The following is a 17,960-nucleotide window of genomic DNA, read 5'->3' on the forward strand; positions in this document are numbered from 1 at the left end:
TATGGAATGGATTTTAAGTTTACGGTGGAAAAAAAGGACAGCGGCAGCAGGGCGCGCACGGGCATCCTCCAAACGCCGCACGGGGAGATCAAAACGCCGGTTTTTATGCCGGTAGGCACGCAAGCTACGGTCAAGGCGATGACCAACGGGCAGGTGCTTGAGGCGGGCGCGCAGATCATACTTGGAAATACCTACCATTTATATATGCGCCCGGGACATGAACTGGTCGCCGAGGCGGGCGGCTTGCATAAATTTATGAACTGGAAGAAGCCGATATTGACGGACAGCGGCGGTTTTCAGGTATTCAGTTTAGGCGACCTGCGCAAGCTGACGGAGGAAGGCGCCGCTTTCCAGTCGCACCTCGATGGGTCACGGCACATGTTTACGCCTGAGAAGGTGGTGCAGATCGAAGAAGCGCTGGGGCCGGACATCATGATGGTTCTGGACGAGTGCACGCCGTATCCGGCAGACTACGACTATACCAAACATTCCATGGAGCGTACCCACCGCTGGGCCAGGCGGTGTAAGGACGCGCAGACGAGGGAAGATATGGCGCTGTTCGGCATCGTGCAGGGCGGGATGTACGGCGACCTGCGGGCGAAAAGCGCGGAAGCAGTCGCGGAAATGGATTTTATCGGCAACGCGATCGGCGGGCTTTCCGTAGGCGAGCCAAAGCCGATGATGTATGAGATGCTCGATGTGGTGAATGGTATATTGCCGGAGGAAAAGCCGCGTTACTTAATGGGCGTGGGCAGTGCAGACTGCCTCGTGGAAGGGGTGGCGCGCGGCGTTGATATGTTTGACTGCGTGCTGCAGACGCGTATCGCCCGCAATGGCACGGCGCTGGTGAGGAATGGCAAGCTGGTGATCCGCAACCAGGAATTTGCCAAGGATTTCCGCCCGATCGACGAGCAATGCGACTGTTATGCGTGCAGGAACCACACAAGGGCATATATCCGCCACCTGATCAAGACCAACGAGATATTGGGCGCGATCCTGCTCTCTATCCATAATACGCGCTTTACCATCCGCCTGATGGAAGAAATACGCGGACATATTGAAGCGGGCAGCTTTGAAGAGTTCCGGCACGAGTTTATGGCTGCATTTCGCATGTAAGGATAGCTGGACTGGTAAACAGAAAAAAGGATCTTCAAAATAATATGAAAAAATTCTGCGAAATTTACGCTTGCAATCCGGCCGCGAATTTCGCGTTTTTTTATTTTGAAAACGGATTAAAACGCATGTTAAAAAGGATTTAATGAAAAAACAAAAATGGGTAATTTCATTAAAAATACTTTTGAAACGAAAAAAGAAATAAAAAATATAAAAAAGATGTAAATAAATATATTGACATTCAAAAGTGAAATGTGATATATTCAGGTTACAAGAAAAAGCAAATATCAATTGAACGTAACATTACAAAATAAGCTCTGAAACGAATTTAATTTAAGGACAAAACCTTGGTAGGACATCGTTTTACCACAATATTTTTTTCGCCTAAAATAGGGTGGCGATTTTAAGGGTTTCCATGTACGGTGCGCGCATTGCCCTTTCGGGGGCAAATAAAATACAACTTCACTATACGAGGAGGAAAAGAAAAAATGAAAAAGAGAATTTTGGTTGTGACAGTATGCCTGGTGCTTGTTGTTGCAATGCTGGCAGGATGCACGGCTGCTCCTGCGGCATCTTCGGAACCCGCATCGCAGGCGCCTGCGCAGACGTCTGAGGCTCCGGCAGAAACATCCGCAGCTCCGGCAGAAAGCTCGGAAGCCCCGTCTGCATCTGCAGCGGCGTCTGACGGCGGCGCGATCGTAAGCGACAGCACGAATGTTGCGCTGGATGATTACACGCCTGCAAAAAAGGAATACAACTTCTATCTGACGTACAAGCTGGTGCATCCGTGGTGGGACGCTGTAGGCCTGGGACTGGAAGAAGCGCAGAAACAGTATGCTGAAAAAGGCATCACGGTCAATTATGAGTACACAGCCCCTGTGACGCCGGACGCAACGGATCAGGTAAGCAGGTTGGAGCAGGCTGCGGGCAGGAACTTTGACGTGATCGGCGTTGACGTAAACGATATCAAGATCGTTACGCCTACCATCAATAACCTGATCGACCAGGGCGTTAAAGTAATGACGTTCTCCAGCTCCGACGCAACAAAAGAAGACGGCTGCAAGCGTATCGCTTATGTGGGAAATACGCACAACAAACAGGACGGCGCAGACCTGGCGGAGATCCTGGCTGAAAAGATCGGCTATAAAGGACAGGTTGCGGCTTTGGGCGGCACGATCGGCGCTCCCTGCCACGAAGACCGTATCGAGGGCTTCAAGGAAGTCATGGCAAAGTATCCTGACATCGAAGTAGTAGAAATCCAGTATGACAACGACCAGGTTGAACAGGCCCTCACATATGCGGAAGGTTTCCTGCAGAAATATCCTGACCTCAAAGGTATCTTCTGCAATAACATGGGCAACCCGATCGGCGCTGCACAGGCGGTACTCGACGCCGGTAAGCAGGATCAGGTCGTCATCGTTGGTATGGATCACGACAAACGTGCGCTTGAGTATTTAAGAGACGGCGTAATCTCTGCGCTGGGCGTACAGGATTGCTTCAAGATGGGCTTTGACACGATCCAGGTAGCGATCAAGATCGCGGATGGTTTGGAACCCGGCGATGCATATCCGGAACAGACACAGGAAAAGACGACCATCATTTATCCGGACGGCGCACAGCATCTTCTCGACATGCTGTATCCTGAATCTTGATGATAGTCAGTCAGAAGAAGAAATAAGATAACGATATTTCAGGTGATGAGGCCCCGTACCGCGTTTTCGCGGAAGCGGGGCCTGAGCCTGAAAAAATGATTCAGGAACCATGTTTGGAGGACGCTTATGTCTGAATTTATCTTGGAAATGAAAGGAATCGTCAAGGAGTTCCCCGGAACGCTTGCCCTCGATCACGTTGATTTCAGCGTCCGACCGGGCGAGATCATGGCGCTTATTGGAGAAAACGGCGCCGGGAAAAGCACGCTGATGAACGTGCTGATGGGGATACACCAGCCCAATGAAGGAGAGATCCTGCTGGAAGGCAAGACGATTGAGAACAGGACGCCGAGGGAGGCCCTTGACAGGGGGATCGGGATGGTCCCGCAGGAACTGAACCTGGTGAGCGATATTTCCATCGCGGAAAATATTTTCCTGGGAAGCCACCAGAAGAAAAAAGGCGTGATCGATTGGGAGAAAACGTACGAAAAAGCTGAGGAAGCATTGAAACAACTTGATGTGGAAATGGATCCGCGCAAAAAGGTGAGCGAGATTTCGGCTGCCTACCAGCAACTGGTGTCCATTGCCAGAACGCTGACGGCAGGATCGCATATCATCGTTTTTGACGAGCCGACCGCATCCTTAACCTTGAATGAAACACAGCACTTATTTAATAATATACGGAAGTTAAAAGCGGCGGGGAAATCCATCATCATCATTACCCACCACTTAGACGAGGTCGTGGAGCTTTCCGACCGCGTGAGCATCATGCGCGACGGGAAGATGGTGCATGTCGGCAATACGGCGGAGATGCCCATCGATGAAATGATTTACCACATGGCGGGCGAGCACGTGGAAAAAACAGTCAAAGAGGAACGGGAGTATTCGGAAGAAGAATTCTTCTCGGTCTCTCATTTTTCGCGCAAAAAGGAATTTGACGACGTCAGCTTTTCTGTGCGCAAGGGAGAAATCTTTGGTGTTGCAGGCCTCGTGGGTGCGGGACGTACGGAGCTTTTCAGTTGTATTTACGGACTGACGAAGCGCGACAGCGGCACAGTCAGGCTGGACGGCAAAGAAGTGGAGATCCATACGCCGCATGAAGCGATCGCGCAGGGAATCGGTCTGGTACCCGAAGAACGGCGCAAGCAGGGAATGTTCCCGGTGATCCCCGTTTATGAAAATATCATGCTGCCCTCTTATGACAAGACTAAAAAGGGCGTGGTAATCGATTTTAATACCGTCAAAAAGGAATCGGACGAATATATCAAAAAACTCCGTATCAAAACGCCGTCGGGCAATGTCCCCATTAAGAGCCTGTCGGGCGGTAACCAGCAAAAGGTCATCCTTGCCCGCTGGATGGAGAAAAAAGTAAAATTACTTATTTTAGACGAACCGACGCGAGGGATCGACGTCCGCGCAAAGGGCGAGATTTACAAATTGATCCGGGAAATGGCCGATACGGGCATCACGGTAATCGTCATATCTTCAGAAATTGAGGAGCTGCTTACTATTTCGGACCGGATGATGATCATGTTCAACGGAAAAGTAAAGGGCATCATTACGCCTGACGACACGGTGGAACGTGAAGATATACTGAAGATTGCACTGCAATAATTCCGTGATTGATTAAAGGAGAGAACAAAATGGAAAGTTTAGGTAAGAAAAGTTTTTCCCAGACGCTGGGAAAAGGGGTGAAATCGATTTTCACATCCACGGCGGGCGTGGTATTCGTGGTAACGATCCTGATCACGTTGTTCGTCAACATTGCCACGAGCGGCAATTTTTATACGGCCTATAATATTTCTACATTTACCCGTACGGCATGCTTTACGATCATCGTGGGCTTTGCCCAGACGCTGGTATTGCTCTTGGGCGGGATCGACCTTTCGGTCGCGAGCGTCGCTGGCCTTGCAAGCATGATCTTTGCGATGCTGGTACTGGTGATGGGTGTGGATCCGTTTGTGGCGATCACCATTGCGCTGGTAGCGGGCATCGGCATGGGCGCGCTCAATGGTATCTTTATCTGCGGCCTTGGACTCACGCCGTTTATCGTAACGCTGGCAACCAGCTCGCTTTTTAAAGGAATCGTATATGTTGCGACACAGGGCTTCCCCCTGACGGGCATCCCGGAGTCGGTCACAGTGATCGGCCAGGGCTCGCTGGGCGGTATCCTTCCGTATCCGGTCATTATCATGATCGTGCTGGCGGTGATCCTGATTTTTTTGCTCAAACTGACGAGCTTTGGGCGCCACATTTACGCGGTAGGCGGGAATGAAGAAGCGTCCAAAATCGTGGGTATCCGCGTCAACAAGACAAAAATGGGCGTTTACTGCCTCGCTGGTTTCCTGTCGGCGATCGCAGGCGTGCTCATGGTGCTGCGCATGGGTTCTTCGCAGGTAAACATCGGCGAGAACTGGGTCATGCCGTCCATCACGGCAGCTGTTTTGGGCGGAACGTCCATGAACGGCGGCAGCGGCGGCATCGGCGGAACCATCGTCGGCGGATTTTTGATGGCGACGATCTCCTACAGTATCAGCTTGCTGGGCATTTCCTCTTATTGGGACCAAGTGGTAACAGGCCTTGTGGTATTGATCGCAATTTCCATTGACGCGATCCGCCGCAAAAAACAGGCAAGCGTATAACTGGAACATATAGTATAATAAAAGGAGCTTTTATGAAAACAGGTGAGGCTCACGTGAAAGGAGAGAAACAATGACGTATCAGGAATTATTGGAGCATAACAAAAAGAGGACGGTTAAGCAGATCGCATTTCTGACGGACGACATCGACAAGGCAGTGCGGCTGTGGGTAGATAAGCTGAAAGTGGGGCCGTGGACGATCTACAAATTCTCCAGCGAGACGATGAAGGATTTCCACGTGAACGGGGAGCTGGTGACGGAGCCGTTTGAATTCGAGGTGGCGCTTTCGGACATCGGGGATACGAACATCGAGATCATGATGCCGGTGAAGGGGCCGAACATCTATGGAAAATTCATCGAGACAAAGGGCACGGGGATGCACCATTTCAAGGAGCATATCACGGACGAGAATATGGAAGGCTACATTGCGGAGCTGAAGGAAAGAGGGATGGACGTGATCCAGAGCGGCTGGTGCGGCCCGGACTTCCACGCGTACATCAACACGGAACCGGTGATGGGCTTCAACTACGAGCTGGGGAACTGCCCGGAAACGATCGACATCCCGGAGGAGTACATCCGCTATTATCCTGAAAAGGACTGAATGTAAGGAGGGACGGCCATGAAATACGGAATCACACAATGGAGCTATCCGGGCAACGGGATCTATGCCATGAAGTATGTGGCGGAGGCAGGCTACGACGGCATGCAAATCGAGCTTGGAGGGCTTGACAACGGCTATTATATGGGCGAGAAGAAGGTCAGGGACGTGTACATGGAGGAAGCGGAGCGCTACGGGCTTACGTTTCCGTCGATCGTCCTGAATGACCTGATGTACCATGGCCTGATGGGAGACAAGGACGCAGAGGACTTCAAGAGCTGTATGTATGCGCAGGATCTGATCCTGGAGACGGCACAGGCTATGGGGCTTGACTATGTGATGCTGCCATTCTTCTTTGAGTCGGAGATCAGGACAGAAGGGGATTTCGAGCGTGCGGTGACGTACATCAAAAAGATATGCGAAAAGGCGAAGGGCTGTGGGATCAAGATCGGCGCGGAGACAGCGCTCAATTGGGATAAACAGATCGAGCTGATGGACGAGGTGGATGCAGATAACCTGGACTGTTTCTTTGATACGCAGAACTACATGTGGTACGATGGGTATTCGCAGACAGAGAACTTAGAGAAGCTGTATCCGCGGCTGGGCGACCAGCTGCACCTGTGCGACGGGAGCGACACGCGCGCAAACGGCGGCACAAACGGCGGCATGCTTTTGGGGCAGGGCGCGGGGGAATTCCTGGCGCAGATGGACATCCTGCGGGATAACAAATTCGACGGATGGATGATCCTTGAGAACATCTACACACGCCCGGCGCTGTACGCAATGGAGGACGATCCGTTCGAGCTCTCGAAAAAGGAGCTTGCGTACGTCAAGGACATCGTATCCAAATGGTGAGCAGATAACGGCGATACATAACTTTCCTCCAAATTTTTTATGGATACGCAAAACAGGGAGCCGGTATAAAACCGGCCTCCTGTTTTGTCATACCCGGAATTTTTGACAAAGATAAAAAAGGACAACAAAACCACTGCAGAACGTCGGGTGGGTTTAGCGGATTTATTTGCGAAAAGAAAAAACAAATAAAAAACCAATACTGTAATTTTATAAAATATGGTATAATTTAGAAGATATTGTTGTGTACTATAGTTTGGCGTATTTGATGCGTCACAATTTTAATAGATCGCAAAAAGCAAGGTATGGAGATAGATGCATGTTTAAAGCGGCGCGTCTGGCAAAAATTAAAGAAGTGCTTTTAGACCGGGGACAAGTGGACGTGAGTACACTCAGCGCTTTGCTCAATGTTTCGGACGTGACGATCCGCAGTGACCTAGAGCAGCTGGAGAAGGAAAAATTCGTGTACCGTACATATGGCGGCGCTGTTTTGAATGAGGATCATTTAAAGCAGCAGTCCATGCAGGATGCAATCACGGGGGCTTCGCTCGATTACGATAAGAACAAAGAGATGGTCGGGCAGATTGCAGCGGATATGGTGCGGGACAACGAATGGATATTCTTGGGCCCGGGGACAACCTGTTACTACGTTGCCAAGGCGCTCCTGAACCGTGAGAACGTGAACGTGGTGACCAATAACCTGTATGTGGCGGGGGCGCTCGCGCAAAACCCGAAATCCAATGTGATGGTGACGGGCGGGACGATGGTGCACAGTGAAATGTCGCTGACGGGCGACCTTTTCTCGAGATTCCTCAAAAACATTTTTATTGCGAAGGCTTTTATCGGCGTGGGCGGCGTGGACTTTGACAGCGGGTTCACCGTTTCCAATACGCTGGAGTCCAATGTATACCAGAAGATCAAAAAAATTTCAAAGGAATTGATCATTGTGGCCGACCAGACAAAATTCGGGCATACGTCCCTGACGAGCATCGGCCCGCTGACAACGGTGGACGCAGTGATCACCAATGACGATATACCAGAAGATTACAAATCATATTTTTTCCAACAGGGTATCAGAATCTTTACATCGTATCGGATCAAACCTTCTTCTATCAAAAGCGTGGAAGAATGACACAGGAATAATAAGGAGTGTGGAACATGCCGCAGGCGGTACTCAAGATGGTAGATATATGCAAATCCTATCATGAGATTCGCGTTCTTTCCGGGATCAATTTAGAACTTTATCCCGGTCAGATTTGTGCGCTTTTGGGAAGCAACGGCGCGGGCAAGAGCACCCTTACCAAAATCATGACGGGCGAGGTGCGTATGACGAGCGGCAAGATCTGCATGGACGGCAGGGAAGTGGAGATCAATTCTCCTTACGCGGCGAAGAAACTTGGAATCATCAGTTGTCCGCAGGAGGTCACGATTTTTGGGGAATTAAGCGTCACGGAGAATTTGTTCCTGGGCAGTGAGTTAAGGCGTAAAGGCGTGCTAGATTGGCATGCGATGGAGCAGGAGACGCAGGCGATACTCGACAAGCTGGGGATCGACGTAGAGCCGCGGCGCAAGGCAAGCCGCCTTTCCATGGCGGAGAAATATTTGCTGCAGTTTGCGAGGACGCTGATCCGCGATTACAAGGTGATCGTCCTGGACGAACTCACGGATTCGCTCACCATGTCGGAGGTGGCGCGGCTTTATTCGCTGCTGCGGGAGCTCAAGGCGCGCGGCGTGGCGGTCGTTTACATCACGCACCGTATCGAGGAAGCACGGAAGATATCGGACAGGATCACTGTGATGAAGGATGGGGAGATCATGGATTCTATTGCGCCCCAGAACGCGGAGCGCGAAGAGCTGGCGCACAAGATGCTCGGGGAGGATATCAAGGAGCATTACCCCAAGCTTTCCGTTGCCAAGGGAAACGTCGTCCTGCAGGCGCGCGGACTGCGCAACAAGTTTGTGAGCGATATCAGTTTTTCCCTGCGCAGCGGCGAGGTACTGGGCATCGCCGGGCTGGTCGGGTCGGGGCGTACGAATCTTTTGAAGGCCATTGTGGGACTGGATAAATTAGATGAGGGAAACGTAAGCGTGATGTCTGGAGGTACGGGCGCGGACGGCATTCGCGCCAATATTGGTTTTATCCCGGAGAACCGTGATACGCAGGGGCTCTTTATGGATATGTCGGTGGCACAGAACATCACGATCAAGCGGCTCAAGGGGATCTCGAAGGGCAGGCTGATCATGCCGCGCGACGAAGAGGAAAAGAGCTGGGACTATATCGAGCGGCTGGGGATCAAGCCGAGGAACGCACACCAGAAAGTCCGTTACTTAAGCGGCGGGAACAAGCAAAAGACTTTGGTGGCGCGCAACGTATTTTCCCGCTGCAACATCTATATTTTTGACGAGCCGACCAAGGGCGTGGATATCGCCGGCAAGGTGGAGATATACAACATCATCAACGAGTTGATCCGCAAAAAAGCGGGGATCGTGCTGGTATCCTCTGATTTTTCCGAGCTGGCGGGAATGTGTGACCGCGTGTTGGTGATCCGCAACGGCAAGCTGGTCGGGGAGCTGAAGCAGAGCGAATTATCGCACCAGCGCCTGTTCGATTTGTGCAAGGAATAAGAAAGGCCAAAACGCCTGCTTTTTAGGCGGAAAAAGGCGTGTTGGGCGCAAATAGTGGTTGACTTAAAGGCGCGCTCACGATATTATAATAAAAGTACAATTTTTGTAAATTTGAAAGGCGGTAAATGAGTTTATGAGCACAGATGCTTTGGGCGGCCTCACGGGCGGCAATGCGATGACACTGCTGTTCCCGATCCTGCTGATCGTTATTTTTGTAGTGTTGATCATCGTTCCGAACAAACGGAAAGAAAAGAAGTTTAAGGATATGCTTTCGACGCTGCGCGTGGGAGACAATATCAAGACGATCGGCGGTTTTTATGGAAAGGTGATTTCCATCAAGGAAGACCTGATTACTTTTGAATGCGGCCCGGACAAGGCGAAGCTGGTGATTGCCAAAGGCGCGATTGCTTCTGTGGAAAGTTTTGATGAGGGTAAGGCTCCGGAAAAGGTAGAAGAAGCCAAGAAGGAAGAGCCTAAAAAGGAAGAACCGAAAAAAGAGGAAACAAAAAAGAAAAAGTAAGGGTTTCGTAACACTTGAAATCGTTTCGTAATCGTGATACACTTGTTAACGGAAAGTTTCCTTGAGGAGGTTTGTCATATGAAACATATTAAAACGATAACCAAGAGCAACTTAAAAGATACGCTGAAAACAGGCGGTTGCGGCGAATGCCAGACGTCCTGCCAGTCGGCTTGCAAGACATCTTGCACGCTTGCGAACCAGAAGTGCGAGAAAAAGGCATAAAGATCAACTGAAAATCGGGTGACGGCAGTGTGGGGACACAATGCCGTCATTTTTCTATGTATGGGTATGTGCGAGAAATGATTACGTTCGTCAGGAACAGATTGGTTTTACGAGACGGCGTTTTCGTCGAAGTAAAGCAACTTTAAACAAAGGGGGCGCACGGCAGAACGGTATGTTCCGCCTGTGAAGCAGCCGAAGGGAGCATAACTGAGTATGGTTCATTTAATAGAATTTTGCGGGCACTATGCGGCGCTTGACGTGGAGTCGGGCTCGGTGCACGCGATCGACAAGGACGCGATGAGCGTGCTGACGTTCAAAAACGCGGGTAAGACAGACGAACAGATCATAAACGACCTGGGCGAGGAAGCACGTGAAATACTGGAAGAGATCAGGGAGCTTACGGAGCAGGGCCTCTTATATTCCCAATGTGAAATAGATGGGGAAAACGCGCAGTTCAATACGCCCGTCGTAAAAGCGTTGTGCCTGCTGGTGGCCCAGGACTGCAATTTGCGTTGTTCGTATTGCTTTGCGGAAACGGGCGAATACCATGGCAAACGCGCGCTGATGAGCATCGATACCGCCAAGGCGGCGATCGATTTCCTGATCGCCCATTCGGAGGGACGCAGGAACCTGGAAATCGATTTCTTCGGCGGCGAGCCGCTGATGAACTTCGAGGTCGTAAAGGCTGCGGTCGCATATGGGCGGGAACAGGAAAAACTGTACGACAAAAACATCCGTTTTACGCTTACGACCAATGCTTACCATGTGACGGACGAAATGGCTGATTTCATCAATCAGGAGATGAAAAATGTGGTCATCAGCATGGACGGGCGCAAAGAAGTGCACGATGCGATGCGTAAGAATGTGGAGGGCAAGGGAAGCTATGACAAGGTGCTTGCGAACGCCCGCAAGATCATCGACGGACGCGGGGACAAGGAATATTACGTGCGCGGCACCTACACGTCGGACAATTTGGATTTTGCGAGCGACGTGTGCGCCATTGCGGACGCAGGATTTGACCAGATATCCGTGGAGCCTGTCGTAACGGGGGAGAGCTATGCCATCCGCGAGGAAGACCTCCCGCAGATCAAACATGAATATGAAATGCTGGCGCGTGAATATTTGAAGCGTGAAAAGGCGGGACGAGGGTTTAACTTTTTCCATTTTATGATCGACCTGAATTCCGGGCCATGCCTCAATAAACGCCTTCGTGGCTGCGGCGCGGGCAGCGAATACCTTGCGGTTGCGGCGGATGGGAAGCTTTACCCATGCCACCAGTTTGCCGGTATGGAAGATTTTTATATGGGCAGCGTATTTGAAGATGATGTAAACCAAAAGATCAAGCAGGACTTTTTGGATACGCATGTCTTTACCAAGCAAGGGTGCAGCGAGTGCTGGGCCAAATATTATTGCTCGGGCGGCTGCGCGGCGAACGCATACCATGCGACGGGCAGCATACGCAAACCATATAAGATCGGCTGTGAAACGGAGAAAAAGCGCATCGAAACAGCGATCGCGATCAAGACATTCGATGAGGAACTGATATGATCAGTGCTTTGGATGGGAAAAAGCCGCAGATACCCAAAAGCGCGTTTGTTCATAAAATGGCGACGGTAGTGGGCAACGTGTGTTTGGGGGAACGTGTGAACATTTGGCCGGGCGCTGTGGTGCGCGGCGATATAAGCAGGATCAGTATTGGGGACGGTTCCAATATACAGGACAACTGCGTGTTGCATACGGGGACGAACGGGGAGCTTTATATCGGCAGGAATGTGGCGGTCGGGCATGGGGCGGTTTTGCACTCGTGCATAGTGGGAGAGGATTCGCTTGTCGGGATCGGCGCGATCGTTCTGGACGGGGCGAAGATCGGCAAGGGATCTATTGTAGCGGCGGGAACGCTTGTCCCGCCGGATAAGGAGTTCCCGGATGGTGTGATGATCATGGGGTCGCCGGCGCGCGTCACACGGGAGCTTACGGAGGAGGAACGTGCCTACCAGAAACATGCGGTCGCACTGTGCCTTGAGGATGCGGCGCTGTTTTCACAGAGCGAAAAGGAGTTATGACGCGCCTGCATGATAAGAAGCGATCACAAAACCGGGGAGTTCACAGGAAACTTTCCGGTTTTTTCTTTTCTTTTCTGAAATGTTCGGTATAATATAAACGTTATTGTAAACTCCCGAAAAGCATTGAGCAACGTTTTGAATAACAGGAAGGCAGCCTGTGTGGAAAATAAAAACGCACAGTGGGATTGTTCTTTTGCACAATAGATTTTGTTCAGGGGGATGATGCTTTTTGGGCGGCAATCACAATATAATGAAAAAAAGCCTTTTCTTTACACTATTTTCTGGATAAAACTTCAAGAATGCCATAGGACGGGATGGAGCATCCATCTTTTGAGGAAACGTATTATCATGAAATTTGGTTTGAGCGAACAATTGGCAAAGAGGATCGCGGAGAGCATTATGAGCGTGGTTCCTTATAATATCAACGTAATGAACAACGAAGGGATCATTATTGCCAGCGGGGATAAAAACCGGATAGGGATGCTGCACCAGGGGGCGCTCAAAGCCATCTATAAAAACGGCCCGCATGAAGTACAGGAGGAAACGATCACGGACAAGCCCGGCGTAAACCTCCCATTTACTTACCAAAACGAGATCGTAGGGGTGATCGGGATCAGCGGCGCGCCGGAGGAGGTACGATCCTTAGTCTATGTGATTAAAGTCGTGGCAGAACTGATGATCGAGCAGCAGTACATCATCAACAAGGATCTGAACCGCAAATTCCAGTACGAGAATTTCCTGCGGGAATGGTGCGACACGCCGCGGGAAGAATACAGCGAAGCGTTCCGGCGGCAGGCAAAGGAGTTTGGGGTGGATGTGGAGGAAAATTCGGTCGGGGCGCTCCTGGAGGTGGAAAAGCCGCGCAGTTCCCTGTTGGAAGCCATGGGAACCTATTTGCACGAAAATGAGTTTTTGCTGCGGTATAAGGAAAATATCGTAGCGATATTCCGCGACCTGAAAACGATGGAAGGGCGGCTGCGCTCCATGAAGGAGGTGTTTCCTGATATCAGGCGCATAGGATTGGGAATCCGCACGAACGATGTTGCGGACTCTCTAAAAAAGGCGCGCAAGGCATTGGCGTTGGCGAAAAAGCTGGGACAGGACAGCGGGCAAGACCTGGTTTGCTTTGAACGCTACCGGATACATGACATGATCGTCGGCTACGAGGGACGAGAGGTGTTTGAGCGGATATTGGGCAAACTGCAAAAGCAGGATGGAAGCAACGAGCTAAATGAAACGCTGACAGCTTACTTCAAGTACAGCGGGGATATCGGTAAGATCACCCAAAGCCTGCACATACACCGTAATACGCTCGCATACCGCATCCAAAAAATCGAGGAGCTGACAAAAAGGAGCCTGAAAAACTACGACGATAAATTTTACTTTTATGTGGCAAATATTGTATATCAGCTGAAATAAACAGGGCCGGCGCAGGAATGTGCCGGTTTTTTTATATCTGTTTGTGAAAATGCACAAAAAACACTGGAGCGCTGAATAATGCGTTTTGAAAACCGGGATGGTATGATAAACAAAAATGAACGTTTTGAACTCTCATATCAAAAGTAAGCATTAGGATTTCAACAAGACAATAGAAAATGAAAGCGGGAATCGTACCGTGTGGTTTTGTGCGGCTGTTTATGACCGTTTTCAAGAACCGGAGGAGGAACGGATATGGATCTGAAAAACAGGGTAGCAATTGTAACAGGGGCCGGACGCGGGATCGGCGAAGGAATCGCGTGCAAGCTTGCCGAGGACGGTGCAACGGTCGTGGTGTGCGACTTGGTGAGCGATAATGCAGAGGCGGTGGCCAAAAAGATCGAGGCGGCAGGCGGCACGGCAATGGCCTACATGGCAAACACAGCGGACGAAGATGCTGTGAAGCGCATGTTTGAAGATGTGTTGGAAAAGTATGCGCACATCGATATTATGGTAAACAACGCGGGGATCAACCGCGACGCGATGCTCCACAAAATGGATCGCAAGCAATGGGATGACGTGATCGCTGTCAACCTGACAGGCGTGTTCCTGTGTACGCAGGAGGCGGCGAAGGTCATGCGCGAAGCGGGTTATGGAAGGATCGTCAACATCGCTTCGGCGAGTATCAATGGAAATATCGGACAGGCCAATTATGCGGCGGCCAAAGCAGGCGTCGTAGGACTCACGAAGACGGCGGCAAAGGAGCTTGCAAAGAAAGGCGTAACGGCAAATGCGATTTGCCCGGGCTTTATTGAAACGGAAATGACGAAGGGTATTCCGGAAAAAGCCTGGGACATCATGGTAAGCAAGATCCCGATGGGATATGTGGGAAAACCGAAGGAAGTAGCAAACCTGGCGGCGTTTTTGGCGAGTGACGATGCGGCCTATATCACGGGCGAAGTCATCCATGTGGGCGGGGGATTCAAACTGTAACAGGCGGAAGGGCCCGGAGGACTTAAGATGTTGAACGGAAACGAATACTGGGGCGGCGATGTTACGGCGGAGATGGTACTGTGCAACTACAAGGGACGCAAGGTCTATACCTATGCGTATGCACCGCAGAACCTGTATACTGACCTGCACCATACAGCGGCCAAATACCCGGAACGCACGGCGATCGTGGGCGACGACGGACGAGAGATGACATACGCACAGTTTTTGTACGAGGTCAAACGGTTTTCACAATATCTGTACTATGAACAGCATGTCAAGAAGGGGGATATGGTTGCGCTGATGTTGCGTAACACACCGGAGTTTTGCGTTGCGGTGTATGCGCTTTCCAAATTAAGCGCAGTGATCGTCCCGATCAGTACGAAATATACGGTGTGCGAATGGAAAAACCTGCTTGGCAAACTGCCGGTCCGGCTGGCGCTGGTGGAAAAAGAATATGAGACGGCAGTCCCTGAGCTGAAGCGGTCAAAGGAAGGACTCGCAGTCCTTTTGAGCGACCGGAAACATGGATTTTCCGAGTTGCTGAAGGATAAGGTATATGAGGGCGATCCATACGGCAATGCCGTCTGGGAGGACGATCTGATCCTGATGTACACATCGGGAACGACGGGAGAGAGCAAAGGCGTGGTGCTTTCCAATTTCAATGTTGCCAACGCGATCGCCGTTTACCAGAAGATCCTGGGGGTGACGTGTGAGGACAAGACGGTCATTGCAACGCCTATCTACCATATTACGGGGCTGGTGGCCCTGCTCGGCTTGTTCGTCCACTGCGGGGGGACGGTGTACCTGCACCTTACCTATCGGCCGGAGCGCGTGCTGGAATGTGCGCGGGAAAACGGCCTTACCCTGCTGCATGCTTCGCCGACCGTTTTCCTGATGCTGCTGGAGCAGCGGGAACGCTTCCCGAGTATCCCGTCGCTGCGCACGTTTGCCTGCGGCAGCGCGAATATCCCGCCGGAGGTGATCCGCGCTCTGCACGATTGGCTGCCGGATATGGATTTTCGTACGGTATACGGCCTGACGGAAAGCAGTTCGGCAGGGACAAGCTTCCCGGACGACGCCGCGCAGAGCGAAAAAATCGGTTCGTCGGGGCTGCCTGTGCCGGGGACGCGCATGAAGCTTTTGGATGACGAAGGCAGGGAAGCAGAAACCGGCGAAGGCGAACTGGCGATCTTTGGAAATGTGATCCTCGACCGCTATTATAATCTGGATACCGATACACTGGGCGCTGACGGCTGGTTTAGGACAGGCGATATCGCGCGGTTTGATGAAGACGGATATGTATATATCGTGGATCGCAAAAAAGATATGATCAACCGCGGCGGGGAAAAGGTATGGTCAAGTGAGGTGGAAAACCTGGTCTACCAGATCCCGCAGGTTGCGGAAGCGGCGGTCATCGGCGTACCGGACAAAAAATACGGCGAGGCAGTGATGGCGGTGATCCGCATCAGGGATGGCGAAACCCTCGTAAAGGAAGAAGTCATAGGGTTCTTAAAAGGGAAACTTGCGAAATTCAAGATACCCAAATATATCGTTTTTACGAAGACACTTCCCCAAACGGGGAATGGGAAACTCAATAAAAGGGAGATGCGCAGGCTGTACGGAGATGAAAAATGGCTTACGCGGTTTGAAAAACAGGAGGGATAGCAATGGGCGTTTATAAGGTGACGGCACTTAGGATGGGTACGCTTTATGCGGAAAAATCGTCCCTGACGATGGGCCGGGATTTCGGTAAGATCATCGAGGATCCGATGTGGGCGGCAGCGATCGAGGGAAACGGGATCAGGGCGATCGTGGATACGGGCATCCATGATATTGAATGGGTGCGCGGCCAGGTGGGCGACCAGTACGTGGTGGAACAGGAAGATGACGAGACCATGGTAGGCGCGCTGAAAAAGATCGGTTGGACGCCGGACGACGTGAATGTAGTGGTGAATACGCACCTGCATTACGACCACTGCGGGAACAACTATTTGTTCCGGAACGCGACGTTTTATACGCAGCGTGCAGAATGGGAATTCTCGTTCGACGCGTCCGTGGAATACCAGCAGGTCTATTATGGACAGTTCCTCTATGACTGGCAGGCCGTAAAATATCCGGCATGGAAAATGCTGGACGGTGAATATGAAGTGGCGCCGGGCTTTGTGATCCTCCCGCTGCCCGGGCACACGCCGGGCGTACAGGGCGTGTTCGTAACGACGGAGGAAGGCGTGCTCTGCATGCCGGGCGACAGCTGCAATGTAGTGGAAAACGTGGTGGATAATGTCCTGCCGGATATTATCTGGGATTGCGAAAAGGGTTACCAGTCCCTGGAAACGATCCGTTCACGCGCAGACCGCGTGTTCCCGGGGCATGACGCCTCCATCCAGAAATACCAATGCTCGGAATTTCCGAAAGTTCGCTAACAGGGGGATAAGGATATGAAAACATATAAAGTGACGGCCCTGAAGATGGGCACGCTTACGACGGACAAGGGCAGCCTGACGCGCCAGTCTGGTACGGGAACGCTGATCGACATCCCGATCTGGGCGGCGGCGGTGGAAGGCGACAGCTTTAGGATGGTCGTGGACACGGGCATTGCAAACGAGAAATGGGTCAGCGAAAATATATGCCCATGTATACGGGAAGCTGACGAGACAATGGAAGGCGCCCTGGAAAAAATCGGCTGGGAAGCGGGAAAAGTACAGGCCGTCGTGAATACGCACCTGCACTATGACCACTGCGGGAACAACAGGCTTTTTAAAAATGCGGATTTTTATGCGCAGCGCGCGGAATGGGAAGCATCCAAATGTCCGCTGCCACACCAAGCGGTGTTCTATGCAGGGGAGCTGTTTGACGTGAGGGCAACCGACGGGACGCGCCTGCACCTGATTGAAGGGGAATATGCGCTGGCGGACGGGATCATACTCATCCCGACGCCCGGACACAGCGCTGGGCACCAGTCCGTATTGGTCAATACTGAAGAAGGCGTCGTATGCATTTCGGGAGATGCGGCCAACGTGGTGGAGAACGTGAGCCAAAACATTGTTCCGGATATCCTGACCAACAGCGCAGACGCGTTTACAAGTCTCGAAAACATCCGCAGGAAAGCGGAATTCATCATACCCGGCCATGAGCCGGCGATTTCTAAATTTGCATCATCCGGTTTTCCGGCGATCCACGACAAAAGGATGCTGTAAAACGGTAAAAAGATTTGGACGGGGCTTCCCCGTCCCCTTAAATGGGGTTACGAACCGCAGGGCAAGGCAATAC

General features: G+C 51.4%; 17 protein-coding genes. All 17 read left to right on the forward strand.

Going from position 1 to position 17,960, the window contains the following annotated elements; all coding sequences use genetic code 11:
- Nucleotides 1-6: 6 nt before the first annotated feature.
- The 17 genes from tgt to BN6471_RS06315 all read left to right on the forward strand — a co-directional run bounded on the left by tgt (nucleotide 7) and on the right by BN6471_RS06315 (nucleotide 17,887).
- Nucleotides 7-1,116 (forward strand): tRNA guanosine(34) transglycosylase Tgt, encoded by a 1,110-nt coding sequence (gene tgt, locus BN6471_RS06235; RefSeq protein WP_066646607.1) that lies wholly within the window; start codon nucleotides 7-9, stop codon nucleotides 1,114-1,116.
- Nucleotides 1,117-1,601: 485 nt separating this feature from the next.
- On the forward strand, nucleotides 1,602-2,765 hold the full coding sequence (locus tag BN6471_RS06240; protein ID WP_066646609.1) for a substrate-binding domain-containing protein: 1,164 nt from the start codon (nucleotides 1,602-1,604) through the stop codon (nucleotides 2,763-2,765).
- A 126-nt stretch (nucleotides 2,766-2,891) separates the two neighbouring features.
- Nucleotides 2,892-4,376, forward strand: a complete 1,485-nt coding sequence (locus tag BN6471_RS06245; RefSeq protein WP_066646613.1) for a sugar ABC transporter ATP-binding protein — start codon at nucleotides 2,892-2,894, stop codon at nucleotides 4,374-4,376.
- A gap of 29 nt (nucleotides 4,377-4,405) precedes the next feature.
- On the forward strand, nucleotides 4,406-5,404 hold the full coding sequence (locus BN6471_RS06250; protein ID WP_147553993.1) for an ABC transporter permease: 999 nt from the start codon (nucleotides 4,406-4,408) through the stop codon (nucleotides 5,402-5,404).
- A gap of 70 nt (nucleotides 5,405-5,474) precedes the next feature.
- The gene (locus tag BN6471_RS06255; protein WP_066646615.1) at nucleotides 5,475-6,002 is read left to right on the forward strand and encodes a VOC family protein; all 528 of its coding nucleotides are present in this window, start codon (nucleotides 5,475-5,477) and stop codon (nucleotides 6,000-6,002) included.
- Nucleotides 6,003-6,020: 18 nt separating this feature from the next.
- Nucleotides 6,021-6,854 (forward strand): sugar phosphate isomerase/epimerase family protein, encoded by an 834-nt coding sequence (locus BN6471_RS06260; protein ID WP_066646618.1) that lies wholly within the window; start codon nucleotides 6,021-6,023, stop codon nucleotides 6,852-6,854.
- A gap of 316 nt (nucleotides 6,855-7,170) precedes the next feature.
- On the forward strand, nucleotides 7,171-7,983 hold the full coding sequence (locus tag BN6471_RS06265) for a DeoR/GlpR family DNA-binding transcription regulator (RefSeq protein ID WP_066646625.1): 813 nt from the start codon (nucleotides 7,171-7,173) through the stop codon (nucleotides 7,981-7,983).
- Between the two features lie 26 nt (nucleotides 7,984-8,009).
- Nucleotides 8,010-9,476: a sugar ABC transporter ATP-binding protein gene (locus BN6471_RS06270; RefSeq protein WP_066646627.1), complete on the forward strand. Its 1,467-nt coding sequence runs from the start codon at nucleotides 8,010-8,012 to the stop codon at nucleotides 9,474-9,476.
- Nucleotides 9,477-9,609: 133 nt separating this feature from the next.
- Complete coding sequence (gene yajC, locus BN6471_RS06275) at nucleotides 9,610-9,996, forward strand: preprotein translocase subunit YajC (RefSeq protein ID WP_242861846.1); 387 nt, start codon at nucleotides 9,610-9,612, stop codon at nucleotides 9,994-9,996.
- Nucleotides 9,997-10,074: 78 nt separating this feature from the next.
- A complete protein-coding gene (gene scfA / locus BN6471_RS06280; RefSeq protein ID WP_066646629.1) occupies nucleotides 10,075-10,218 on the forward strand; it encodes a six-cysteine ranthipeptide SCIFF in 144 nt (47 codons plus the stop codon).
- Nucleotides 10,219-10,431: 213 nt separating this feature from the next.
- Nucleotides 10,432-11,766, forward strand: a complete 1,335-nt coding sequence (gene scfB, locus BN6471_RS06285; protein WP_066646632.1) for a thioether cross-link-forming SCIFF peptide maturase — start codon at nucleotides 10,432-10,434, stop codon at nucleotides 11,764-11,766.
- Nucleotides 11,763-12,281, forward strand: a complete 519-nt coding sequence (locus tag BN6471_RS06290) for a gamma carbonic anhydrase family protein (protein WP_066646636.1) — start codon at nucleotides 11,763-11,765, stop codon at nucleotides 12,279-12,281. Before scfB ends, BN6471_RS06290 begins: the two co-directional genes overlap by 4 nt.
- 348 nt (nucleotides 12,282-12,629) lie before the next feature.
- On the forward strand, nucleotides 12,630-13,700 hold the full coding sequence (locus BN6471_RS06295; protein WP_066646638.1) for a CdaR family transcriptional regulator: 1,071 nt from the start codon (nucleotides 12,630-12,632) through the stop codon (nucleotides 13,698-13,700).
- A 252-nt stretch (nucleotides 13,701-13,952) separates the two neighbouring features.
- Nucleotides 13,953-14,690 carry a 3-oxoacyl-ACP reductase FabG gene (fabG, locus tag BN6471_RS06300; protein ID WP_066646641.1) on the forward strand — a complete coding sequence of 246 codons (738 nt, stop codon included), beginning with the start codon at nucleotides 13,953-13,955 and terminating at the stop codon, nucleotides 14,688-14,690.
- Nucleotides 14,691-14,717: 27 nt separating this feature from the next.
- Nucleotides 14,718-16,355 carry a class I adenylate-forming enzyme family protein gene (locus BN6471_RS06305; RefSeq protein WP_066646644.1) on the forward strand — a complete coding sequence of 546 codons (1,638 nt, stop codon included), beginning with the start codon at nucleotides 14,718-14,720 and terminating at the stop codon, nucleotides 16,353-16,355.
- A 2-nt stretch (nucleotides 16,356-16,357) separates the two neighbouring features.
- Nucleotides 16,358-17,113 (forward strand): N-acyl homoserine lactonase family protein, encoded by a 756-nt coding sequence (locus tag BN6471_RS06310; protein ID WP_066646646.1) that lies wholly within the window; start codon nucleotides 16,358-16,360, stop codon nucleotides 17,111-17,113.
- 15 nt (nucleotides 17,114-17,128) lie between these two features.
- A complete protein-coding gene (locus tag BN6471_RS06315) occupies nucleotides 17,129-17,887 on the forward strand; it encodes an N-acyl homoserine lactonase family protein (RefSeq protein ID WP_066646656.1) in 759 nt (252 codons plus the stop codon).
- Nucleotides 17,888-17,960: the final 73 nt, after the last annotated feature.

It is taken from the genome of Christensenella timonensis (genome assembly GCF_900087015.1).
GTDB classification, from domain to species: domain Bacteria; phylum Bacillota; class Clostridia; order Christensenellales; family Christensenellaceae; genus Christensenella; species Christensenella timonensis.

What these genes read in the sequence shown, in the direction of transcription:
- tgt (WP_066646607.1), top strand. Translation starts at nt 7, where the DNA reads ATGGATTTTAAGTTTACGGTGGAAAAAAAGGACAGCGGCAGCAGGGCG.
- BN6471_RS06240 (WP_066646609.1), top strand. Translation starts at nt 1,602, where the DNA reads ATGAAAAAGAGAATTTTGGTTGTGACAGTATGCCTGGTGCTTGTTGTT.
- BN6471_RS06245 (WP_066646613.1), top strand. Translation starts at nt 2,892, where the DNA reads ATGTCTGAATTTATCTTGGAAATGAAAGGAATCGTCAAGGAGTTCCCC.
- BN6471_RS06250 (WP_147553993.1), top strand. Translation starts at nt 4,406, where the DNA reads ATGGAAAGTTTAGGTAAGAAAAGTTTTTCCCAGACGCTGGGAAAAGGG.
- BN6471_RS06255 (WP_066646615.1), top strand. Translation starts at nt 5,475, where the DNA reads ATGACGTATCAGGAATTATTGGAGCATAACAAAAAGAGGACGGTTAAG.
- BN6471_RS06260 (WP_066646618.1), top strand. Translation starts at nt 6,021, where the DNA reads ATGAAATACGGAATCACACAATGGAGCTATCCGGGCAACGGGATCTAT.
- BN6471_RS06265 (WP_066646625.1), top strand. Translation starts at nt 7,171, where the DNA reads ATGTTTAAAGCGGCGCGTCTGGCAAAAATTAAAGAAGTGCTTTTAGAC.
- BN6471_RS06270 (WP_066646627.1), top strand. Translation starts at nt 8,010, where the DNA reads ATGCCGCAGGCGGTACTCAAGATGGTAGATATATGCAAATCCTATCAT.
- yajC (WP_242861846.1), top strand. Translation starts at nt 9,610, where the DNA reads ATGAGCACAGATGCTTTGGGCGGCCTCACGGGCGGCAATGCGATGACA.
- scfA (WP_066646629.1), top strand. Translation starts at nt 10,075, where the DNA reads ATGAAACATATTAAAACGATAACCAAGAGCAACTTAAAAGATACGCTG.
- scfB (WP_066646632.1), top strand. Translation starts at nt 10,432, where the DNA reads ATGGTTCATTTAATAGAATTTTGCGGGCACTATGCGGCGCTTGACGTG.
- BN6471_RS06290 (WP_066646636.1), top strand. Translation starts at nt 11,763, where the DNA reads ATGATCAGTGCTTTGGATGGGAAAAAGCCGCAGATACCCAAAAGCGCG.
- BN6471_RS06295 (WP_066646638.1), top strand. Translation starts at nt 12,630, where the DNA reads ATGAAATTTGGTTTGAGCGAACAATTGGCAAAGAGGATCGCGGAGAGC.
- fabG (WP_066646641.1), top strand. Translation starts at nt 13,953, where the DNA reads ATGGATCTGAAAAACAGGGTAGCAATTGTAACAGGGGCCGGACGCGGG.
- BN6471_RS06305 (WP_066646644.1), top strand. Translation starts at nt 14,718, where the DNA reads ATGTTGAACGGAAACGAATACTGGGGCGGCGATGTTACGGCGGAGATG.
- BN6471_RS06310 (WP_066646646.1), top strand. Translation starts at nt 16,358, where the DNA reads ATGGGCGTTTATAAGGTGACGGCACTTAGGATGGGTACGCTTTATGCG.
- BN6471_RS06315 (WP_066646656.1), top strand. Translation starts at nt 17,129, where the DNA reads ATGAAAACATATAAAGTGACGGCCCTGAAGATGGGCACGCTTACGACG.